This window comes from Stenotrophomonas sp. YJH_SMC_135, from assembly GCF_059372355.1.
Genome location: NZ_JCAFVN010000002.1, coordinates 490834 through 509694, shown reverse-complemented (window position 1 = coordinate 509694; position 18861 = coordinate 490834). Strand labels below are relative to the sequence as shown.

16 protein-coding genes are annotated in these 18861 nt (G+C 67.4%); 8 read left to right on the top strand and 8 right to left on the bottom strand.

The genetic code is table 11. The annotated features are described in order from the left end of the window. Positions 1 to 110 precede the first annotated feature (110 nt). A complete protein-coding gene (locus AC5P98_RS08910; protein ID WP_049404062.1) occupies positions 111 to 980 on the bottom strand; it encodes an EamA family transporter in 870 nt (289 codons plus the stop codon). Between the two features lie 72 nt (positions 981 to 1052). Between AC5P98_RS08910 and AC5P98_RS08905 the strand changes: the two genes are divergently transcribed. From AC5P98_RS08905 to fhuE, 3 genes are all read left to right on the top strand, one after another. Then, on the top strand, positions 1053 to 1535 hold the full coding sequence (locus AC5P98_RS08905; RefSeq protein ID WP_049404064.1) for an Lrp/AsnC family transcriptional regulator: 483 nt from the start codon (positions 1053 to 1055) through the stop codon (positions 1533 to 1535). Between the two features lie 77 nt (positions 1536 to 1612). Next, positions 1613 to 2164, top strand: coding sequence for a M23 family metallopeptidase (locus tag AC5P98_RS08900; protein WP_049404066.1), 552 nt, complete (start codon positions 1613 to 1615; stop codon positions 2162 to 2164). Positions 2165 to 2349: 185 nt separating this feature from the next. Then, positions 2350 to 4488 (top strand): ferric-rhodotorulic acid/ferric-coprogen receptor FhuE, encoded by a 2139-nt coding sequence (gene fhuE / locus AC5P98_RS08895; protein WP_049404067.1) that lies wholly within the window; start codon positions 2350 to 2352, stop codon positions 4486 to 4488. A gap of 132 nt (positions 4489 to 4620) precedes the next feature. Here fhuE and AC5P98_RS08890 read toward each other — a convergent pair whose 3' ends face one another. The 3 genes from AC5P98_RS08890 to AC5P98_RS08880 form a co-directional block, all read right to left on the bottom strand. Further along, complete coding sequence (locus tag AC5P98_RS08890; protein WP_032957323.1) at positions 4621 to 7482, bottom strand: TonB-dependent receptor plug domain-containing protein; 2862 nt, start codon at positions 7480 to 7482, stop codon at positions 4621 to 4623. Between the two features lie 270 nt (positions 7483 to 7752). Further along, positions 7753 to 8127, bottom strand: coding sequence for an ExbD/TolR family protein (locus AC5P98_RS08885; RefSeq protein WP_080354459.1), 375 nt, complete (start codon positions 8125 to 8127; stop codon positions 7753 to 7755). 90 nt (positions 8128 to 8217) lie between these two features. Further along, positions 8218 to 8625 (bottom strand): ExbD/TolR family protein, encoded by a 408-nt coding sequence (locus AC5P98_RS08880; protein WP_014648410.1) that lies wholly within the window; start codon positions 8623 to 8625, stop codon positions 8218 to 8220. Positions 8626 to 8776: 151 nt separating this feature from the next. Here AC5P98_RS08880 and AC5P98_RS08875 point away from each other — a divergent pair, with 151 nt between their 5' ends. After that, positions 8777 to 10762 carry a transglycosylase SLT domain-containing protein gene (locus AC5P98_RS08875; RefSeq protein WP_049403907.1) on the top strand — a complete coding sequence of 662 codons (1986 nt, stop codon included), beginning with the start codon at positions 8777 to 8779 and terminating at the stop codon, positions 10760 to 10762. 206 nt (positions 10763 to 10968) lie between these two features. Beyond that, a complete protein-coding gene (locus AC5P98_RS08870) occupies positions 10969 to 12189 on the top strand; it encodes a multifunctional CCA addition/repair protein (protein WP_032957329.1) in 1221 nt (406 codons plus the stop codon). A 68-nt stretch (positions 12190 to 12257) separates the two neighbouring features. Here the strand turns inward: AC5P98_RS08870 and AC5P98_RS08865 are convergent, their stop codons facing one another. The 3 genes from AC5P98_RS08865 to AC5P98_RS08855 are packed head-to-tail and all read right to left on the bottom strand — an operon-like array spanning position 12258 to position 14117. Beyond that, a complete protein-coding gene (locus AC5P98_RS08865) occupies positions 12258 to 12692 on the bottom strand; it encodes an SseB family protein (protein WP_049419515.1) in 435 nt (144 codons plus the stop codon). 49 nt (positions 12693 to 12741) lie between these two features. Further along, positions 12742 to 13077 carry a hypothetical protein gene (locus AC5P98_RS08860; protein ID WP_014648413.1) on the bottom strand — a complete coding sequence of 112 codons (336 nt, stop codon included), beginning with the start codon at positions 13075 to 13077 and terminating at the stop codon, positions 12742 to 12744. Then, on the bottom strand, positions 13074 to 14117 hold the full coding sequence (locus AC5P98_RS08855; RefSeq protein WP_049403911.1) for a S41 family peptidase: 1044 nt from the start codon (positions 14115 to 14117) through the stop codon (positions 13074 to 13076). Before AC5P98_RS08855 ends, AC5P98_RS08860 begins: the two co-directional genes overlap by 4 nt. 414 nt (positions 14118 to 14531) lie before the next feature. Between AC5P98_RS08855 and AC5P98_RS08850 the strand changes: the two genes are divergently transcribed. From AC5P98_RS08850 to AC5P98_RS08840, 3 genes are read left to right on the top strand one after another with little or no spacing between them, the layout of a single operon-like run. Further along, positions 14532 to 14966, top strand: a complete 435-nt coding sequence (locus tag AC5P98_RS08850; protein ID WP_049403913.1) for a hypothetical protein — start codon at positions 14532 to 14534, stop codon at positions 14964 to 14966. Positions 14967 to 14997: 31 nt separating this feature from the next. After that, the gene (locus AC5P98_RS08845) at positions 14998 to 15309 is read left to right on the top strand and encodes a hypothetical protein (RefSeq protein ID WP_141098936.1); all 312 of its coding nucleotides are present in this window, start codon (positions 14998 to 15000) and stop codon (positions 15307 to 15309) included. A gap of 12 nt (positions 15310 to 15321) precedes the next feature. Next, positions 15322 to 15798, top strand: a complete 477-nt coding sequence (locus AC5P98_RS08840) for a hypothetical protein (protein WP_049419517.1) — start codon at positions 15322 to 15324, stop codon at positions 15796 to 15798. On the opposite strand, the gene AC5P98_RS08835 is transcribed toward AC5P98_RS08840, so the two are convergent. Further along, positions 15717 to 18743 (bottom strand): autotransporter family protein, encoded by a 3027-nt coding sequence (locus AC5P98_RS08835; RefSeq protein WP_049419518.1) that lies wholly within the window; start codon positions 18741 to 18743, stop codon positions 15717 to 15719. The two genes, AC5P98_RS08840 and AC5P98_RS08835, sit on opposite strands and share 82 nt — an antisense overlap. Between the last annotated feature and the right edge of the window lie 118 nt (positions 18744 to 18861).

The following is an 18861-nucleotide window of genomic DNA, read 5'->3' as shown; positions in this document are numbered from 1 at the left end:
TCGCCGTTACGGTAGGTGCGGACCGTTGGTCCGCACGCTCTGCGCCGGGCGCCGCCCGGCGCCCCCTAAATCGGGGCATAAACGACTTAATCCCCTCCGTCCCCTTTTTTTCAGGCGGTGACGGGTGCCTTCAGGCGCCGCGCGGTCATCGTGCTGCCCACCGAGGCCAGCACCGTGCAGCCGATCGCCAGCCACTGCAGCCCATGCAAGTGCTCGTGCAGCAGAAGCATGGCCCACAGCGCGGCCACCGCCGGTTCCATGCTGATCAGGATGCCGAAGGTCTCCTTCGGCAGGCGCTTGAGCGCCATCATCTCCAGTGACATCGGGATCGCGCTGGACACCAGCGCCACCAGCAGCCCGGCGGCCAGGATCTTCGGGTCGAGCAGCGCGGCACCGGCATGCGCCACGCCCACCGGCACCACCACCAGGGATGCCGCCAGCAGCCCCAGCGACACCGAATGCCCGGCGTGCAGGTGGCCGGCACGCTTGCCGAACACGATGTACAGGCCCCAGCACGCCGCAGCCCCCATCGCATACAGCACGCCAGCGGGATCCAGCGCCGGACCACCGCCGATCGGCAGCAGCAACAGCAGCCCCACCGCTGCACAGCCCACCCAGAGGAAATCGATCGGCCGCCGCGACGACAGCATCGCCACCGTCAGCGGCCCGGTGAATTCGATGGCCACCGCGATGCCGAAGGGAATGGTGCGCAGGGCCATGTAGAACAGCAGGTTCATCAGGCCCAGGGTGAGGCCGTAGCGCAGGATGGTGATGGCATCCGGGCGGCTGGTCTTCCAGCGCCACGGCCGCCAGAACAGCAGCAGCAACAGCGCCGAGAAGCCCACGCGCAGCGCGCTGGTGCCCTGCGCGCCGATCAGCGGGAACAGGTGTTTTGCGTAGGAGGTGCCGATGGCCAGCGAGGTGACCGAGCCGAGCACCGCCAGCGCCGGCAACATCGGCGCGAGTCGTGAGGTCTGCATGGGCAAAGTCTATTGCGCCAGCGCCGAGCACTTGGCTCAATTGACAGCCCGTTCGTGCAACTTCTGCTCGCCATGGCCACCGCCCCCGTGCTCGACAGCTTCGACCGCGCCATCCTCGACCTGCTGCAGCGGGACAACACCCTGCCGCAGCGCGAAATCGCCGAGGCCGTGCACCTGTCCACGCCGGCCGTGCAGCGCCGCATCAAGCGCCTGCAGGACAGCGGCGTGATCGCCGCCAACGTGGCGGTGGTCGACGCGGCCAGGGTCGGGCGACCGCTGACCATCATCGTCGAGGTGCGCGTGGTCAGCGAGCAGCGCGACCGCGTGGCACCGTTCAAGCGCCGCGTGCAGGACGACCCGGCGGTGCAGCAGTGCTACTCGATCACCGGCGATGGCGATTTCCTGCTGCTGGTCTCGGCCGCGTCAATGGAAGAGTACGAGGCAATCACCGAGCGGCTGTTCGGCGCAGATGACAACATCGAGCGCTTCCGCACATCGGTGGCGCTGGGCACGTTGAAGCGCAGTTTCGAGGTGCCGTTGGCCCCGGTTCTGTAGCGCTGAGCCATGCTCGACTGCGCTTTGACCGCACAGCAACAGCCGCCGAGGATGGCCCGGCGCTACAGTCGGAGACCATGAACACATCGCCCTCCCCCGCCCGTCGCCTGCGCCGCTGGTTGCTGCGCGGCCTGTGGCTGGCCATCGCCCTCATTGCCGCGATGGCGCTGTGGAACAGCCCATGGGCCGCTGCGCCGAAGCTGCTGTGGACACTCTCTCGTATGCCGCCGGCCACGCAACTGGCGGTGCCGGTGGACGGCGTGCGGCCACGCCAGATCGCCGACACCTTCGGCGCACCACGTGGCCGTGACCGCTCCCACGCCGGCATCGACATCTTCGCCAAGCGCGGCACCGCGGTGCGCAGCGTCACTGCCGGCGTCATCGCGGACGTCAGCGAGCGCGGCCTCGGTGGCCGCCAGGTCTGGGTGATCGGGCCCGGGCGCGAACGTTACTACTACGCGCATCTGGACGACTGGGCCGAGGGCCTGTCGCGCGGCCAGGTGGTCCAGGCCGGCGACCTGATCGGGCATGTAGGCGACAGCGGCAACGCCAAGGGCACGCCGCCCCACCTGCACTGGGGCATCTACGGCGCCGATGGCGCGCGCGATCCACTGCCGCTGCTGCGCTGAATCCCATCTACTGCGTCGCGCCCTGCGCGAGCGTCTTCCTCGTTCATGATTTGTAAATAGGAATAGTTCGTATTACCATTTATTTCGTTTCCGGTGGTGCCAGGACGGCCTGCCCGCCCGTTTCCCACCCGTAGCGCCTCGCCTTCTGGATGCCGGTCGAGCGCGCGTGCTCGTCCAGGACCCCCATGACCCGTTCCGCCTTCCGTATCCCGCAGCCGCAGCGGCTGTCCGTTGCCGTGCTCGCCATTCTCAGCGCCGTGGCCCCGGCCGCCTTCGCCGACACCGCCGCCGACCCGACCACGCTGGACAAGGTCGTGGTCAAGGGCGAACGCGCCGAAGGCTATTCGGTGCGCCGCACCTCGGCCGGTACCCGCTTCGACCTGGCTCCGCGCGAGATCCCGCAGTCGGTCAGCATCATCAGCCACCAGCGCATCGAAGATCAGAAGCTCGACGACATCATCGACGTGCTGGCCAACACCACCGGCGTGACCAGCACCCAGTCCGACAGCGAGCGCACCGAGTTCTACGCGCGTGGGTTCTACATCGACGCCTACCAGTTCGACGGCCTGCCAACGCAGATGGTGCAGAACTGGAGCTACGGTGACTCCGGCCTGGATCTGGCGCTGTACGACCGCGTGGAAGTGGTGCGCGGCGCCACCGGCCTGCTCAGCGGCGCCGGCAATCCGTCGGCGTCGGTGAACCTGATCCGCAAGCATGCCGACAGCGCCGAGTTGACCGGCAGCGTCTCGGTGAACGTGGGCAGTTGGGGCCGCACCCGCACCACGGTGAATGTGGGCAGCGCGCTCAACGCCAGCGGCAGCGTGCGCGGGCGCGTGATCGGCAGCTATCTGGATACCGACGGCCAGATGGACCGCTACAACCAGCGCAAGACGCTGGGCTACGCCGTCATCGATGCCGACCTGACCCCGGACACCCAGCTGAGCGTGGGCTACGACTACCAGCAGAAGCGCGCCAATGGTGCGACCTGGGGCGGCTTCCCGATGTGGTACGCCGATGGCAGCCCGACCAACTACCCGACCTCGTTCAATCCGTCGCCGGACTGGACCTACTGGGACACCACCAGCAAGCGCGCGTTTGCCACCCTGCAGCACGCCTTCAGCAACGGCTGGAAGTTCAGGATCGGCGCCACCCACGACCGCACCAACGCCGACGACAAGCTGTTCTATCCGTCCTACACCGCGTTCGACAAGGCCACCGGCACCGGCGTCACGCCGATGGCCGGCTACTACAACACCGAGCGCAAGGTCGATGGCATCGATGGCTACATCGACGGCCCGTTCCAGCTGTTCGGCCGCGAGCACCAGTTCATGGCCGGCCTGAGCTACAACAAGCGCGAATTCGCCAACTACGGTGACTTCCAGATGGGTGGCCCCGGCACCGGCTGGAATCCCTTCAGCTCCTATCTCGACTGGACCGGCAACATCGCCCAGCCGAACTGGAACCCGCTGGCGCTGGCCAGCCAGGGCACCATCACCCAGAAGGCCGGCTATGCCGCCACCCGTCTGTCGCTGGCTGATCCGCTGAAGCTGATCCTCGGTGCGCGCTACACCAACTGGAAGAGCGAAGGCGAGAACGACGACCGCGAACACAAGGTGACCACCCCGTACGCCGGCCTGGTGTATGACATCAACGATACCTACTCCGCGTACGCCAGCTACACCGAGATCTTCCAGCCGCAGACCGCACGTGACCGCAACGACCGTTATCTCGACCCGGTCGACGGCAAGAGCTACGAGGTGGGCGTCAAGGGTGCCTGGTTCGACAACCGGCTGAACGCCTCGCTGGCGGTGTTCCGCATCGAGCAGGACAACGTCGCCCAGGTCACCAGCGAGCCGATCATCGGCCGTCCGGGTGAGTTCGCCTCGATCGCCGCACGCGGCACCGTCAGCCGTGGCTTCGAATTCGAAGTGAACGGCGAACTGGCACCGGGCTGGAACGCGACCTTCGGTGCTTCGCGCTATGTGGCCAAGGACATCAACGGCGCCGACATCAGCACCAACCTGCCGCAGACCGCATTGAAGCTGTTCACCAGCTACACCCCGCAGTCGCTGCAGGAACTGACCATCGGTGGCGGTGCCAACTGGCAGAACCGCATCTATTACACCGCGCCGGTGGTGGGTCGCTTCGAGCAGGAAGGTTACGCGCTGGTCAGCGCCTTCGTGCGTTACCGCATCTCGCCGGAGTTCAGCGTGCAGGCCAACCTCAACAACCTGCTGGACAAGAAGTACTACTCGCAGATCACCGGCTACGGTGCGTACGGCGATGGCCGCAATGGCTCGCTGACGTTCACCTGGGCGTTCTGATCAGACGCGGGGTTCGCACGCCCCGCACCTGTAGAGCCGGGCCCATGCTCGGCTCAGAGAATCAGCCGAGCGCGGGCTCGGCTCTACACCCGCAAGGCAGCGCCGGAACTGACCGGCGCTGCCACCGTCACATCAGAAGCGCAGGTCCGCGCGCAGGTACCAGTAACGGCCACGCGGGATGTCGTAGGTCGAAGCGTCGTAGCCGTTCAACGAGCACGACAGGCAGATCGGCGGATCCTTGTCGAACACGTTGTTCAGGCCCGCGGTCAGCTGCAGCCCCTTCATCCAGTCGATCTTGTAGCCCACCTGCATGTCGTGGAAGGTGGTGGCCGACAGCGTGTTGGTGCCCGCAGCCTGGTTGCTGCACACCGGGAAGGCCGCCGCATCGCCGCAGTTCTCGGTCAGCTCGGAGATGTGGCGCACCGTCCAGTTGGCACTCCAGCGATCCATCGTCCAGCCGAGGCTGGCATTGCTGGTCCACTCCGGGATCGAACTGTCGGCCACTTCCACGCCCGGCTTCTGCGGCTGCTTCTGCCCGGCCGCGCCAGTGGCCTCGTAACGGCCGACGAAGGTGTTCTTCCACCCCAGCTTGAACTGGCCGATGGAGGTCTGCGGCAGCGTCCAGAACAGATCCACGTCCCAACCGTCGGTCTTGATCGAACCCAGGTTGGTCAGGCGGTTGTTGAAGCTGCTGACCGCACCGGTGCTGGCACGGGTGATGCCGTTGCAGTAGATCGGGTCCAGTGTATCCACGCACAGGTCCAGCTGGGTCTGCGCGTTGATGGCCTGGATCGCACCATCGATGGCATGGCGGTAGAAAGTGACTTCCACATCGAAGCGCTCCGACCACGAGGCGTTGTTGCCGAACCACGGGCTCCACACGAAGCCGGCGCTGAAGCTGCGCGAGCGTTCCGGGTCCAGCTCGCGGTTGCCGCCGGTGGTCACCGAGATCTGCGAGTTGGCCTGCTGGAAGCCGGCCGGGACGCCCAGTGCAGCACAGTTGGCCGCGCTGCCACGCGGCGGCGTGCCGCCCAGGCCCACCGAGCACGGATCGAACAGCTGCAGGTCGGCACGTGCGGCAGAGCCGTACAGCTCACCGATGGACGGTGCGCGGAAACCCTCGGCGTACGTGGTGCGCAGCACGAAGTCATCGGTCACCTGCCAGCGCAGGCCGTACTTGGGCGTGAACTCGCCGCCGAAGGTGGAGTAGTCCGAATAGCGGCCGGCCAGGCTCAGGTCCAGCTTCTTGCCGAACGAGGAGTCGGCGAAGATCGGCACGCTCAACTCCAGGTAGGCCTCGTTGACGTCGTAGGAACCGGAGGTCGGTTGCGACGGCACGCCGTTGTAGTGGCCGATCACCGTCAGCGGATCGGGCTGGTAGGCGCCCTTGTACTTGCGGTACTCGAAGCCGGTGGCGAAGGACACCGGACCGGCCGGCAGCGAGAACAGCTCGCTGGACAGGTTGGCGGTGAACAGGCTCAGTTCGTTCTGGCTGCGGTCGCGCACCACCGGCTGGATCCACTTCAGCATGTCCGGGGTGATCGAACCGGCGCCACCGAAGATGTTCAACGGCACGCAGCCAGGCGTGGCCGCGCACACCGCGGGATCGCCCAGCGCCATGTTCACCTTGTAGATGTCATAGCTGCCGTAGTTGGTCTGCTCGGCCTTGTTCTTGCTGTACATGCCGTTGACGTCCCAGTACCAGCTGCGGTCGGCGGCATGGAAGTCACCGACCAGGCCGGTGGCGAAGTAGGTGGTGTCCACCTTCTGCTTGAACACGCGCGCACCGCCCTCCACCGGGCGACGACCGATCAGGCTCATGTTGTCGCCGGAGACGAGATCGAAGCCGAACGGGTTGTACGGGTTCAGGCGCGAGACCACGATGTTGTCGGCCAACGGATTGCCGGTGGCGCCATCGGGGCCGAAGAACAGCGGCTCGGGGCCGGCCTGGTTGGTCGACTCGCGGCGGTTGCCCAGCGCCTTGATGTACCACTGCACGTTGTCGGTGATGTCAAAGCGGAACTGGCCGAACAGGCCTTTGCGCTCCGACGGCGTCAGCACCATGTTGTACTCGGCGAAGTTGAAGCGGTCGGCGGTGGTGAAGCAGTGATAGTCATCCGTGCGGCTGCAGCCGGCACTGCCGTCGTACCGCGGATTGCTCACGCCGGTATTGGGCACGATGTTCTGCACCGCACCGGTGTTCGGGTCGGTAAACATGAAACGGCCCTGCGGAATACCACCGCTGCCGAACGCCAGGCCGGTACCGGGAATGGGGAAGCGCGACTGCTCGCGATCCTTGGCGAATACCGGGTCCTGCTTGGTCCAGCTGGCGCCCAGGAACAGGCTGAAGCGATCGCCACTCTTGCCCCAGGCCAGGTCCACGCCCTTCTGCGTGCCGTCGCCCTTGCTGTACTCGCCGTAGTTCAGCGTCACCTGCCCACCATCGAAATCGCGGCGGGTGATGATGTTGACCACGCCGGCGATGGCATCGGAGCCGTACAGCGACGAAGCACCGTCCTCCAGCACCTCGATGCGCTCGACGATGGCCAGCGGAATGGTGTTGAGGTCGGTGGCCGAGCCCACACCGGACGCCGACGATTCATTGACCCAGCGGATGCCGTCGACCAGCACCAGCACGCGCTTGGCACCCAGGTGGCGCAGATCGACCTGCGCCGAGCCGGCACCCACGCCACTGCCATCGGGCGGGAAACCGAAGTTGCCGGACGAGTTGAACTTGGCGTTGAGCGCAGAGCCGGAACCGGTGAGCTGCTGCAGCACTTCGCCGATCGAGGTCAGGCCGGTGCGTTCGATGTCGCCACGGGTCAGGGTCTGGATCGGGACCTGGCCCTCTACTTCAGCGCGCTTGATGCGGGTACCGGTGACTTCCACCGCGTCGAGGTTGGTGGTGGATTGTGCAGCGGCACCCAGGGGTGCCAAGGCCATCACGCACAGCGTGACGGCAACCGCCAACGGGCGGTGGTGCAGGTGCTTCATTCGCTCTCTCTCCAAAGGAATGTCGGGACATGGACTGCCGCGCTCCCCCTGCATGGCGGCAGCGTCTCCTTTGTAAACAAGCGGTAAAAATCACGACGTGATGATCGACACTCTTTCACGCGGAATTGACGCAATTGACAGCCATTTACGTCAGATGAGGACCGTTTAGAACCGGACGGTACTGTTCACCGCCCTCCACTTTGATGCCGGCTGCGTCAGCGCGCGCCGAGATCCGCCACAGCTCATCAAGGGGACTTGTCGGTGCAGGCGCTAGTGACCGGGCGCGTCGACGCGCAGCCCATGCTGGCTCACGGCCAGCAGCACGCGTGCCATGTCTTCGTAGTCGGTGTCGTCGGCGGTCGCCAGGTGCACCCAGGGGCGATGCTGCTGCGGCATCTGCTGCGCCTGCACCAGGTGCCGCTGCAACGCGACAGCGTCGAGCGGCTGGCCATTCCAGAACATCGCTCCCGCCGCGTCGATGCGCAGGTGGATCGGCTGGGGTGAGGACGCCGGCCAGGGTGGGCACGAGGTGCGCTGCTGGAACGCCAGGAGGCCGGTCGCCTGCGCCATCGGCAGCGTGGTGATCACCAGCGCCAGCAGCACCAGTAACACATCCACCAGCGGTGCCAGATTGGGGGTGGCCATCAGTGAGGCCGCGTGCTGTGTCCCGTATCGCATGCCACGTTCCCTCGCAGGAAGAGCGGCCTGCCGATGGCAGGCCGCCCGTTGCCGGACTCACCGCACGAACGCAATGCGCTCCATGCCGGTGGCCTCGGCGGCGGCCAGGATCCGCGCCATGCCTTCGTACTCGGCCGCCGGATCGGTGGCGATGCGCAGCTCCGGCAGGTTGCCGGCATGCTCGCCGGCCTGCGCCTGCAGGCGCCCCTGCAGATCGCCGATCGCCATCGGCTGGCCATCCCAGCTCAGCTGGTTCGACGCATCCAGTCGCAGCTCGATCGGCGGCGGCGGTTCGGGGCGATCGATCGTGCGATCGGTGGCCTGTGGCAACTGCACGGGAATCGGCCGGGCCACGATCGGCGCGGTTACGATGAAGATGATCAACAGCACCAGCATCACATCCACCAGTGGCGTGACATTGATGTCCGCCAGCGGGCCGCTTCTTCCTGCGCTACTGAACGCCATGTGCCGCTCCCTGCAGCCGGGCGGTTCGCCCAAGGCCGACGTTACGACGCCTGCGCCCGCCTGCGGCAGGGGCCTGTGCGGAGTCATTCAGCTATCGTTGCCCACGCATTGCGTGCACGCAATGCGAAACTGAATTCAGCCACTGCCCGCTATGCTGCATGCCATGACCCGACGCTCTTCGACCGCCCTGTCCCTGCTGCCCTTGGCCACCACGCTGCTGATCGGCTGCGCCAATGCCCAGTCCCTCGATGCCCAGAACGCGCAGTTGAAAGCCGCGATCGCGGCCGCCGAACGCGGCCAGTTCGATCCTGGCCAGGCCGCTGCGCTCAGCCGCCATCCGGCGTATGGCTGGCTGGAGTACGCCAACCTGCGCCGCAACATCGACACCGTCGATACCGCGCAGGCACAGGCCTTCCTCAAGCGCTATGAGGGCCAGGCCGTGGCCAGCACGTTCCGCAGCGTGTGGCTGCCCTCGCTCGCCCGCCGCCAGGACTGGCCGACCCTGCTGGCCAACTGGGCGCCCACCGACAACGCCGGCCTGCGCTGTGCGCAGCTGACCGCGCGCCAGGTGACCGGCAAGGTCGATCCGCAGTGGATCAGCGAAGCACAGGAGCTGTGGCGCAAGAACGGCAAGCCGCTGCCGGACAGCTGCGATGCGGTGTTCACCGTGCTGCAGGCACAAGGCGGCCTGAGCGACGCCCTGCGCTGGGAACGGATCGATGCTGCCGCCGACGCGCAGCAGCCCGCCGTGATGCGCAGCGCGGCCCGCGGCCTGCCTGCCACTGACCTGGCACTGGCCAACACTTACGCCGCCTTCGTCGACAAGCCCAACGCCAGCGCCCTGAACTGGCCCCGCAACGAGCGCAGCCGGCGCATCGCCACCGATGGCCTGGCCAAGCTGGCCAAGGCCGACCCGGCCGCCACCGAACAGCAGCTGCCGCAGTACGCGCAGGCACTGGGGCTGAGTGCCGCCCAGCAGGGCCAGGTGCTGTACCAGATCGCGCTGTGGACGGTGGCGTCCTACCTGCCCGATTCGGCACGCCGCCTCAACGCGGTGCCGGAGTCGGCCTATGACGAACGCCTGCACGAGTGGCGCGTGCGCGAAGCGATGTCCCGCGGCGACTGGACCGCGGCGCTGACCGCCATCCGCAAGATGGGCAGCAAGCAGCGCAGCGACCCGCGCTGGCGCTACTTCGAAGGCCGCATGCTGGAGAAGACCGGCCAGGCCCAGCAGGCGCAGCCGCTGTTCCGCGAGGCCGCGCGTGCATCGACCTTCCACGGCTTCCTCGCCGCCGACAAGCTGCAGCAGGGCTACACGCTGTGCCCGTGGCAGCCCAACGACAGCGCGCAGGCTCAGGCGGTGATCGCGCGCGACCCGGCCATCCAGCGCGCAATGGCGTTGTACCAGATCGATCGCGCTGGCTGGGCCGTGGCCGAATGGAACAGTGCACTGTCGCGCTTCGATGACACCCAGCGTCGCCTCGCCGTGCGCGTGGCGCAGGACAACGGCTGGTTCGACCGCGCCGTGTTCGCGCTCGGCAAGCAGCCGCAGGAGCAGCGCCTGTACGACCTGCGCTTCCCGCTGCACCACGACGCCACCATCCGCCGCGAATCGGCACGCAACGCAATCGACCCGGCCTGGGTGGCGGCGGAGATCCGCGCCGAGAGCACCTTCACCCCGCGTGCGCGCTCGCCTGCCAACGCCATGGGCCTGATGCAGGTGCTGCCAGCCACCGGTGCCGGCGTGGCCAAGTCGATCGGCCTGACCGGCTACGGCGGCGCCGACAGCCTGTACGACCCGGACACCAACATCGCCATCGGCACCGCCTACCTGCGCCAGCTGATGAACAAGTACGACGGCCTGCCCTACGTGACTATCGCCGCGTACAACGCCGGCCCGACCCCGACCGCACGCTGGCAGAGCCAGCGCCCGGGCTTTGATCCGGACCTGTGGATCGAGACCATCAGCTACAAGGAAACCCGCGAGTACGTGGCCCGCGTGCTGGCCTTCAGCGTGATCTACGACTGGCGCCTCAATGGTGATGCGCTGCCGCTGAGCGATCGCCTGCTGGGCCGCCTGGTGGACAAGCGCAAGCGCTTCAGCTGCGCCGCCAACGCCGACCAGGGCGGCGATTGATCGCAACACAGTACTGCCGGCCGCTGGCCGGCATTCCCCGGCATCCACTCCCTGGGGAGGGAAACGATGAGCCTGCTGGCCTGGATCGGGCTGGACGGTGTATCGGTAGTGCAGGCCGCTGGCCGGCAGCTTCGGGGTGACTGCGGTTGCCGGCCAGCGGCCGGCACTACCGGTGCGTCTGCGCCGGGCATGCGATGATTCCAGCCATGAAGATCTATCTTGTCGGCGGCGCCGTGCGTGACCGCCTGCTACAGCGACCTGCCGGCGACCATGACTGGGTGGTGGTCGGCGCCACGCCCGCGCAGATGGAAGCGCAGGGCTTCACCGCCGTCGGCCGCGATTTCCCGGTGTTCCTGCACCCGAAGACCGCTGAGGAATACGCGCTGGCGCGCACCGAGCGCAAATCCGGCCGTGGCTACCGCGGCTTCGTGGTCGATGCCGACCCGGCAGTGACGCTGGAAGAAGACCTGCAGCGCCGCGACTTCACCATCAACGCGATTGCCTGCGACGAAGACACCGGCACGCTGGTCGATCCCTACGGCGGTGTGCGCGATATCGAGCAACGCGTGCTGCGCCATGTCGGCCCCGCGTTCGTGGAAGATCCATTGCGCGTGCTGCGCGCGGCCCGGTTCATGGCGCGCTTCGCACCACTGGGCTTCACCGTCGCCGAAGAGACCATGGCGCTGATGCGCGAGGTCGCCGCCAGCGGCGAGCTGGACGCGCTGGTGCCCGAGCGCGTCTGGCAGGAGCTGCGCAAGGCGCTGGTCAGTGAACGGCCCTCCGCCTTCCTGCGCACGCTGCACGATGCGCAGGCACTGGGCCCGATCCTGCCCGAGCTGGAAGCGCTGTATGGCGTGCCGCAACGTGCCGAGTTCCACCCTGAAGTCGATACCGGCATCCACCAGGAAATGGTCAGCGACATGGCTGCCAGGCTGGCGCCGGGCGATGACCTGGTCGGCTTTGCCGCGCTTACCCATGACCTGGGCAAGGGCCTGACCCCGCCGGAGGAATGGCCGCGCCACATCATGCACGAGCAACGCGGCATCAAGCCGCTGAAGGCCTTGTGCGCACGATTGAAGATTCCCGCCGAACACCAGCAGCTGGCCGAAGCGGTGTGTCGCGAGCACTTGAACGTGCACCGCATCGACGAACTGCGCGATGCCACCGTGCTGGAACTGCTGGGCCGCTGTGATGCGCTGCGCCGGCCGGAACGCGTGGCCCGCATCGCACTGTGCTGCGAGGCCGACAAGCGCGGCCGGCTCGGCTTCGAGGACGCCGACTACCCCCAGGGCGAAACGCTCAAGCGCCTGCACCAAGCGGCGCTGTCAGTGCAGGCGCGGGATCTGGATACCACGCATCTGAAGGGCCCGGCCATCGGCGAAGCGCTGGCCAAGGCGCGGGTGAAAGCCATCGCCGCCGCCCGCTGATCCGCAACGTCCGCGCGCACTGCTATGGGCAGTGCCGGCCGCTGGCCGGCACCCCTATATCACTGGCTTCAGTGCGCCATCCCACGGGTAATCGCCCCCGCACGCTGCTTCAGCTGGGCCACGGCATCGGGAATCATCTCCATGCCCACGTCCAGGCCCGGGTTCAGCACCAGGCCGACGCCGTCGCCGATACCGGCCAGCAGCGCGTGCACCGCGATCGGCATGGCATGGGCAAACTGCGGCAGCTGCTCGTGCCACAGGCCCGCTCGCTCGGGCGCGGTGAACACCGCGAACATCGGCTCGCCGCTCTCGCTGGTCAGCACCAGCGGCGAGATGCTCTCGTCCCAGGCGCCATCCTCACCAATGGCCTTGTCCAGCAGCACGAACGCCGTCGAGGTCAGCAGGCCGTCGAGGAACTGCGCTGCGGTCAGCGTGCCGTCCTGGGCCTGCAGCAGGCGCACCTCGAGATCGTTGAGGGGTTCGAACGGGGTATCGTGGTCCATGGTCGGTTCCGGTACGTGGTTGCAGGGCAGACTTTAACAGGCCCGGTCCTCAACCGATGTATCCGTGCCGCCACATCCAACCGGCCACCGCCAGCGCGGCGACCCCCACCAGCATCAACGGCAGGCCGAAGCGGTGCCGCCACGGGATCGGCACCCCGCCCAGCTGCTGGTCCATGGTCTCGGTATCCAGCACCCAGCCGTGCTCGCACCGGGTACAGGCCAGCTCGTAGCGCCGCTGGTAGGTGAACCCGAACAGCAGGTCGATGCGCGCCATCTTGTAGCGCAGCTGCGGAGCGAACTCGGTTTCCGTCTGGCAGCGCAGGCAGTGGTGCGCTTCGGTGGGGCCGACGATCAGCACCCGTTCCTGTTGGCCGATCAGGATCATGTCCGGTTGACCTGGCAGGCGGGCTGGGCCAGCAGCCAGGCCTGGGCGGCGGCCACAGTGGCCGCGTCACCCTCGACGCGCTGGTCGGGTTCGATCTTCAGGCCATCGCCACGATCATTGCGGTCCCGCATCACGCTGGTAGTCAGCAGCAGGCGACTGCCATCGGCAAGCGTGTGCACGACATTGCCGGTGGAGACGCCCGCGGTCGGCTGGCCGAAACTCCGCGCCTGCGGGCGGCCACGCCACGCCAGCACCGAGGCCTCGCCCGAACTGCCGGTGCGGGGCCCGAACAGCACCGCCACCGGCGCGCCGGGCTGCCGCACTACATGGCCGGACTGGCCGAAGTCCAGCAGCGGCCTGCCCGCCAGCTGCACCGCAGTCGCCGTCAACGTCCAGCGCTGCGGCCCTTGCGCGGTTTCGAACGCGCCGACGTCCTCATTGTTCACCACCGAGGTGCGCAGCAGCGGTGCCATGCCCAGCAGCATCGGCCACATGGAGCCGCCACCGTTGTCCCGCAGGTCAACGATCCAGCCACAGCGCGCGCCGTCGTCCTTGCTGCGGATGACCTGCTGCCACCGCGCGGCACGCTGGATGTCCTGGCGGAATTTTTCCTGCGGCGTCGCGCCCGGCGAGGAGGCATAGCCCTCGATGACCACCCAGCCGATGCGCGCATCCACCGCATCAGCGGCCTTGGCCCGGTCCACGGCGGCGGCACCGGCCTGCTGCGCACGCGCGAGGGATTCGCGCTGACGCTGGGTCGTGGTCCACGCACCATGGTGGCCGGTGCTGAGCGCAATGGCTTCGCGCAGAACGGCCAGCCGTTGCGCGGGATCCCCCTGCGCCGATTGCAGGCGGATGCGGATGGCGGGCCAGTCCACCCGATCGCGATACAGCGCCTGGCGTTCAAGCAGATTGAGGATCTCGGCCTGGGCCTCCGGCGAGGGCACCTCGACCGCGCCTGGCGTATCGGCCATGGCGACGGTCGCCAGCAACACGAGCATCAGCGCGCCGATGCGACGCACTCCCTTGCGAACCTGCATGCGACGCTTCCTTGTCGTTGAATCAGGACCGCAGCATAACCGGGGCATGATCGCTTGCGCCACGCGCGAACTGTCGTATTTGCCTCCTCCGCAGATTGCAGGCAGACACGCTCACTGCGATCACAACATTACAACTTTGCCCATGTCATCGCGGCGTACAACACGCCAAGGTGGCTTTGCCGGCGCCTCCTGCGCTGGTCGGGATTGGCGTCCTGAATGAAGTTTTTCACGAGCAGGCTTGCAACGTCGTTGCCGGCCCGAACAATGCACCGTCCGTCGTTCTGCGGCGGGCGGTGCGAGGGGATCCCCGGATCCGCCGGCGTCATTCCTCGTGAAGAGCTTCACCGGCACGCCAACCCGCACCGCCCGCCACCTTGCATCCCGCAGGTGGCCTCGCCTCGTGAGGTTGCCGCCATGAACACGCCCCACCCCACCTATCCACGCCTGCATGCACTGCTCGGCGGTGCACTGCCCGGCCTGCAGCTGTCCAACGCCGCAGCCGAAGCGTTGGAAGGTGCGCTCGCCGAAGTCAACGAACAAGCGCCGCCATCGGCGTTCTTCACCCGGTTGCGCGGCATCGCTCACAACCACGCAGCCGACGGCCAGGCGTGGCGCGAGCAGCAACTCAGCGAGGCGCGCGGCCGGGACTTGGCCGAGGCAACGCGCTGCCTGGCGGCAGTGTCTGCGTGTGGGGGCATCTTGTTGGCGGCGCAGTCGGCACGCGAGATGGATGATGCGCAGGCGCAGTGTCCGCCGCAGGTGGAGGAAGGGCTGCTACATGCGGTGGTCGTGTTGGCCGATCATGCCGGGGCGTTGGTGGAACCGGATGCATGCGCACCGCTGTTGTAGAGCCGAGCCTATGCTCGGCTGCGCGGAGGTCATGGCGTCGGTGGGATTCGTGCCGACCAAGGTCGGCACCTGCCAGAGCAACGTCATGGCGCCGGTGGGATTCGTGCCGACCAAGGTCGGCACCTACCAGAGCAGCGTCGTGGCGCCGGTGGGATTCGTGCCGACCAAGGTCGGCACCTACCAGAACGGCGTCATGGCGCCGGTGGGATTCGTGCCGACCAAGGTCGGCACCTACCAGAGCGGTGTCATGGCGCCGGTGGGATTCGTGCCGACCAAGGTCGGCACCTACCGGAGCAGTGTCATGGCGCCGGTGGGATTCGTGCCGACCAAGGTCGGCACCTAACAGAGCGGCGTCATGGCGTCGGTGGGATTCGTGCCGACCAAGGTCGGCACCTACCAGAGCAGTGTCATGGCGTCGGTGGGATTCGTGCCGACCAAGGTCGGCACCTACCAGAGCGGCGTCATGGCGCCGGTGGGCTTCGTGCCGACCAAGGTCGGCACCTGCCAGGGCGGCGTCATGGCGTCGGTGGGATTCGCGCCGACCAAGGTCGGCACCTACCTGAGCAACGTCATGGCGCCGGTGGGATTCGTGCCGACCAAGGTCGGCACCTACCAGAGCGGCGTCATGGCGTCGGTGGGATTCGCGCCGACCAAGGTCGGCACCTACCAGAGCAGCGTCATGGCGCGGGTGCGATTCGTGCCGACCAAGGTCGGCACCTGCCAGAGCGGGTCAGCCATCTGCACTAGGCGCTACCAGTCCGCACGCAGGCCGATGTTGCCTTCAATGACGCGGCGCTTCTCGTTGCGGTCGCCGCCCAGTTCGCGCGTGTAGTCGGCCACGGCATAGGCGCTGATCGTTCGGTTGAAACGCCCGACCACACCCACGCCGGCTTCCAGCGCGCGTGAGCGCTGCGAATTGATGATCACGTCGTCGTCGAAACGGATGCGGTCTTCACCAGAACGGCCATGCCAGTAATTGAGCTTGAAATACGGCTGCCAGCCGTTGTCGGCCAACTGGTAATCGCCCGCCAAGCGCAGGCCGATGCGGCCGGTCCAGGCGTTGTCGTTGTCGAAGCGCACGCTCGATATTTCATCGCGACGGTCATCCAGCGAAGTGCGCTGCCAGATCACCTGCACCTGCGGTTCCAGCCACCATGCGGACTGCCCCAAGTGCAGCAGCGGCTTGCCCGCCTCCACCGACACGCTGGTACCGTCGCCGCTCAGGCCGAAGCCGAGCCCACGCGAGGAACGCACGCGGCCGTCGTAGCGGCTCTGCATCGCCACGGCGTCGATGTAACCCCCACTGCTGTCGGTGAAGGTCCAGTACAGGCCCACGTGCTTGTCATCCAGGCGGTTCTGGCCTATCTGCACGTTCTCCCAGCCCAGTGCCAGACCCGTGGTCTTGCCCTGCGCGCGGGTGCGGCCAACGAATACGCCGATCTGGTTGCGGTGGTTGTCAGACGCCGCAGCCCACACGTCGAGACCGGCCTGCAGGCCCATCACATCGCCATCGAAGCCCGGCTGCGCATCACCCTTCCAGTGGATCTCGCTGCTCTGCCCCACCAACCGGCCCCAGGCGGTGCGGAATATGCCCTGGTTGTACAGCAGGCGCTGTTCGCCCTGCCGCTCGTGGAAGGTACCGAGGCTGGCCAGCGAGGTCTCGCGCAGCAGCGGTGGCACCACGGCGTAGGCGGCGGTCTCCACGCGGTACAGCGGCACCACCGCGCCTTCGGCCGGGCGTGCACCCGGCGTTGGTGGGGTGCCGGTACCGGGCAACGCACCGCCGGCCACCGGCACGTCCGGCACCGCCGGGTCGCTGGGCGGCGCCACCGGCGCCGGTTCCGGTGGCGGCGGTGGCGGCGCGGCCTCGCCGACGGTCAGGTTCGGATCGGTAGCGCCTTCAGGCGGCGGCGGCGGTGCCGGGGTGATCGCCGGCGGCGGTGCGACCGGCGGCGTCAGGGGCGGTGGCGTGGCAGTGCCGCCGCCGTTGGGTGCCGGCGTTGGTCCGGTCACCAGCGTCGATCGCAGGTACCAGTTCTCGCTGGTGCCGGCGCTGACACCACCCTTGAACAGGAAGTACTCGTAGGCACCGGCTGCAACCGGTGCGAACAGCGAGAACGCGCCCGGCGCAGTGCGGCCACCATTCAAGGCCTGCACCACCAGGATGCCATCGGCCAGCGTGGCGGCGCCGCTGCCGCCGGCATTGAGCACGCCGATGCCGGTGGTACCGGTGGCGGTTCCGCCATCGATCACCAGGCGGTCGCTGCTGGAATTGTCCGCACCCAGCACGGTACGCAGGTACAGGCCACCGCCGTCACCACGGTAGTTGCCACGCACGGTGAACACGTCGCCTGCGCCGGTGCCGGTCAGGTCGATGCGCCCGGCATTGACCATCTCCACCAGTGCACCACTGTTGAACGGACGGACTGCATGGCCGCCACTGCCCGCGTAGACGGTGCTGGTGTCGTCCACGGTGAGCGTGCCGGTGCCGGTTCCGCTGTCGCCCAGCACCAGGTCGCCATCAAAGGTCAGCTCGGTGCTGTTAGCCAGGCTGATCGCCTCCCAGTTCTGGAAGCGGCCCACGCCGGCAGTCTTGACGTTGTGAAAGTTGAGCTGGTCGATGCCACCGCCACCGTCGACCAGCGGCACCGCCCCCAGGTTGCCCTGGTTGAGGTTGCCGAGGTCGGCGACGTCGTTGTCCGGCCCCATGTCGATCGCGCCGTAGACGATGCCGCCGCCATTCCAGTTGAAGGTGTCGTTGCCGGTACTGAGCAGTACCTGCCCGCGCACGGTGCCGTCGGTGATGGTCACGCTGTCGTTGCCGCCGCTGACGCTGATGTTGCCGCCGATGTAGGCGGTACCCGAGATGATGATGGTGTCGGTATCGAAGCCGGTCACCACGTTGCCGTCCACGGTGCCGCCGGACTGGTCCCACAGGTTCTTGTCCAGCTTCATGTTGACCCGGCCGATGCGGCCAGCGGTCATCCACGCCTGGTCACCATCCTCGAACGCACCGATGATGCGGCCACCGCTCATGCGGAAGGTATCGATGTTGTCGCCCTGCTGCAGCGCGCCGACCGTGCCGCCACTCATGACGAAATCATCGCGGCCACTGCCCTGCGCCACCACGCCGGTGACGGTGCCGCCGGTGACGGTCATCTGGTCATCGCCACTGCCCTGGTCGACGCTGTCGATCGTACCGTTGTCCAGCAGCAGCGCATCATTGCCATCGCCCTGCAGCACACTGCCGCTGATGCTGCCAGCCTGCATGTCCAGGCGATCATTGCCGGCACCGAACTGCACGCCGGTGCGCCCGCTGATCGTTCCGCGGTTGACCAGCACGCTGTCGCCCGCGCCGACGAACTGCAGGGCGGTGTTGTTGCCGGTGCTGATGCTGCCCGAGTTCTCGACGCGGCTGCCGCCACCGAGCTGGACCGCCACGCCGCCCACCGAACTGATCGTGCCCAGGTTGGACAACAGGTGCCCACCGGCCCCGACAAGCGAAATCGCGCTGCTGCCACCGCTTTGCTGCAGCTGCGCCGTGCTGGCGACAGTGACGGTGATGCCGGCCGCGCCATTGGCGGTGACGGGAACGGTCTGCGGGTTCGGCGCGTTGGCATCGCAGGTGACCGTCTGGCCGGCGAGGGGGGCGGCGCTGTCACAGCCGGCCCAGGCAACGCTGGCGGTCAACAGCATGACGGACGGAACAGCCAGGGCCTGCAGTACGGAGACAGTGAGGCGGCGCGGACGCACGGCGCGCGGGACGGCACGGGACATACAGCACTCCTGGACAGGGGATCAGGAACTGCGGATATGCGGTACTGCGAGCGAAGTCTGCGCCATGGTGAACGGTTTCGACAGGTGAATTTGCGTGCCGATCATCACAGTTCAGATG

Coding starts and splice junctions, on each gene's coding strand:
- fhuE (WP_049404067.1), top strand. CDS start 2,350: ATGACCCGTTCCGCCTTCCGTATCCCGCAGCCGCAGCGGCTGTCCGTT.
- AC5P98_RS08910 (WP_049404062.1), bottom strand. CDS start 980: ATGCAGACCTCACGACTCGCGCCGATGTTGCCGGCGCTGGCGGTGCTC.
- AC5P98_RS08900 (WP_049404066.1), top strand. CDS start 1,613: ATGAACACATCGCCCTCCCCCGCCCGTCGCCTGCGCCGCTGGTTGCTG.
- AC5P98_RS08890 (WP_032957323.1), bottom strand. CDS start 7,482: ATGAAGCACCTGCACCACCGCCCGTTGGCGGTTGCCGTCACGCTGTGC.
- AC5P98_RS08865 (WP_049419515.1), bottom strand. CDS start 12,692: ATGGACCACGATACCCCGTTCGAACCCCTCAACGATCTCGAGGTGCGC.
- AC5P98_RS08850 (WP_049403913.1), top strand. CDS start 14,532: ATGAACACGCCCCACCCCACCTATCCACGCCTGCATGCACTGCTCGGC.
- AC5P98_RS08880 (WP_014648410.1), bottom strand. CDS start 8,625: ATGGCGTTCAGTAGCGCAGGAAGAAGCGGCCCGCTGGCGGACATCAAT.
- AC5P98_RS08885 (WP_080354459.1), bottom strand. CDS start 8,127: ATGGCCACCCCCAATCTGGCACCGCTGGTGGATGTGTTACTGGTGCTG.
- AC5P98_RS08840 (WP_049419517.1), top strand. CDS start 15,322: ATGGCGTCGGTGGGATTCGTGCCGACCAAGGTCGGCACCTACCAGAGC.
- AC5P98_RS08845 (WP_141098936.1), top strand. CDS start 14,998: ATGGCGTCGGTGGGATTCGTGCCGACCAAGGTCGGCACCTGCCAGAGC.
- AC5P98_RS08855 (WP_049403911.1), bottom strand. CDS start 14,117: ATGCAGGTTCGCAAGGGAGTGCGTCGCATCGGCGCGCTGATGCTCGTG.
- AC5P98_RS08835 (WP_049419518.1), bottom strand. CDS start 18,743: ATGTCCCGTGCCGTCCCGCGCGCCGTGCGTCCGCGCCGCCTCACTGTC.
- AC5P98_RS08860 (WP_014648413.1), bottom strand. CDS start 13,077: ATGATCCTGATCGGCCAACAGGAACGGGTGCTGATCGTCGGCCCCACC.
- AC5P98_RS08875 (WP_049403907.1), top strand. CDS start 8,777: ATGCTGCATGCCATGACCCGACGCTCTTCGACCGCCCTGTCCCTGCTG.
- AC5P98_RS08905 (WP_049404064.1), top strand. CDS start 1,053: ATGGCCACCGCCCCCGTGCTCGACAGCTTCGACCGCGCCATCCTCGAC.
- AC5P98_RS08870 (WP_032957329.1), top strand. CDS start 10,969: ATGAAGATCTATCTTGTCGGCGGCGCCGTGCGTGACCGCCTGCTACAG.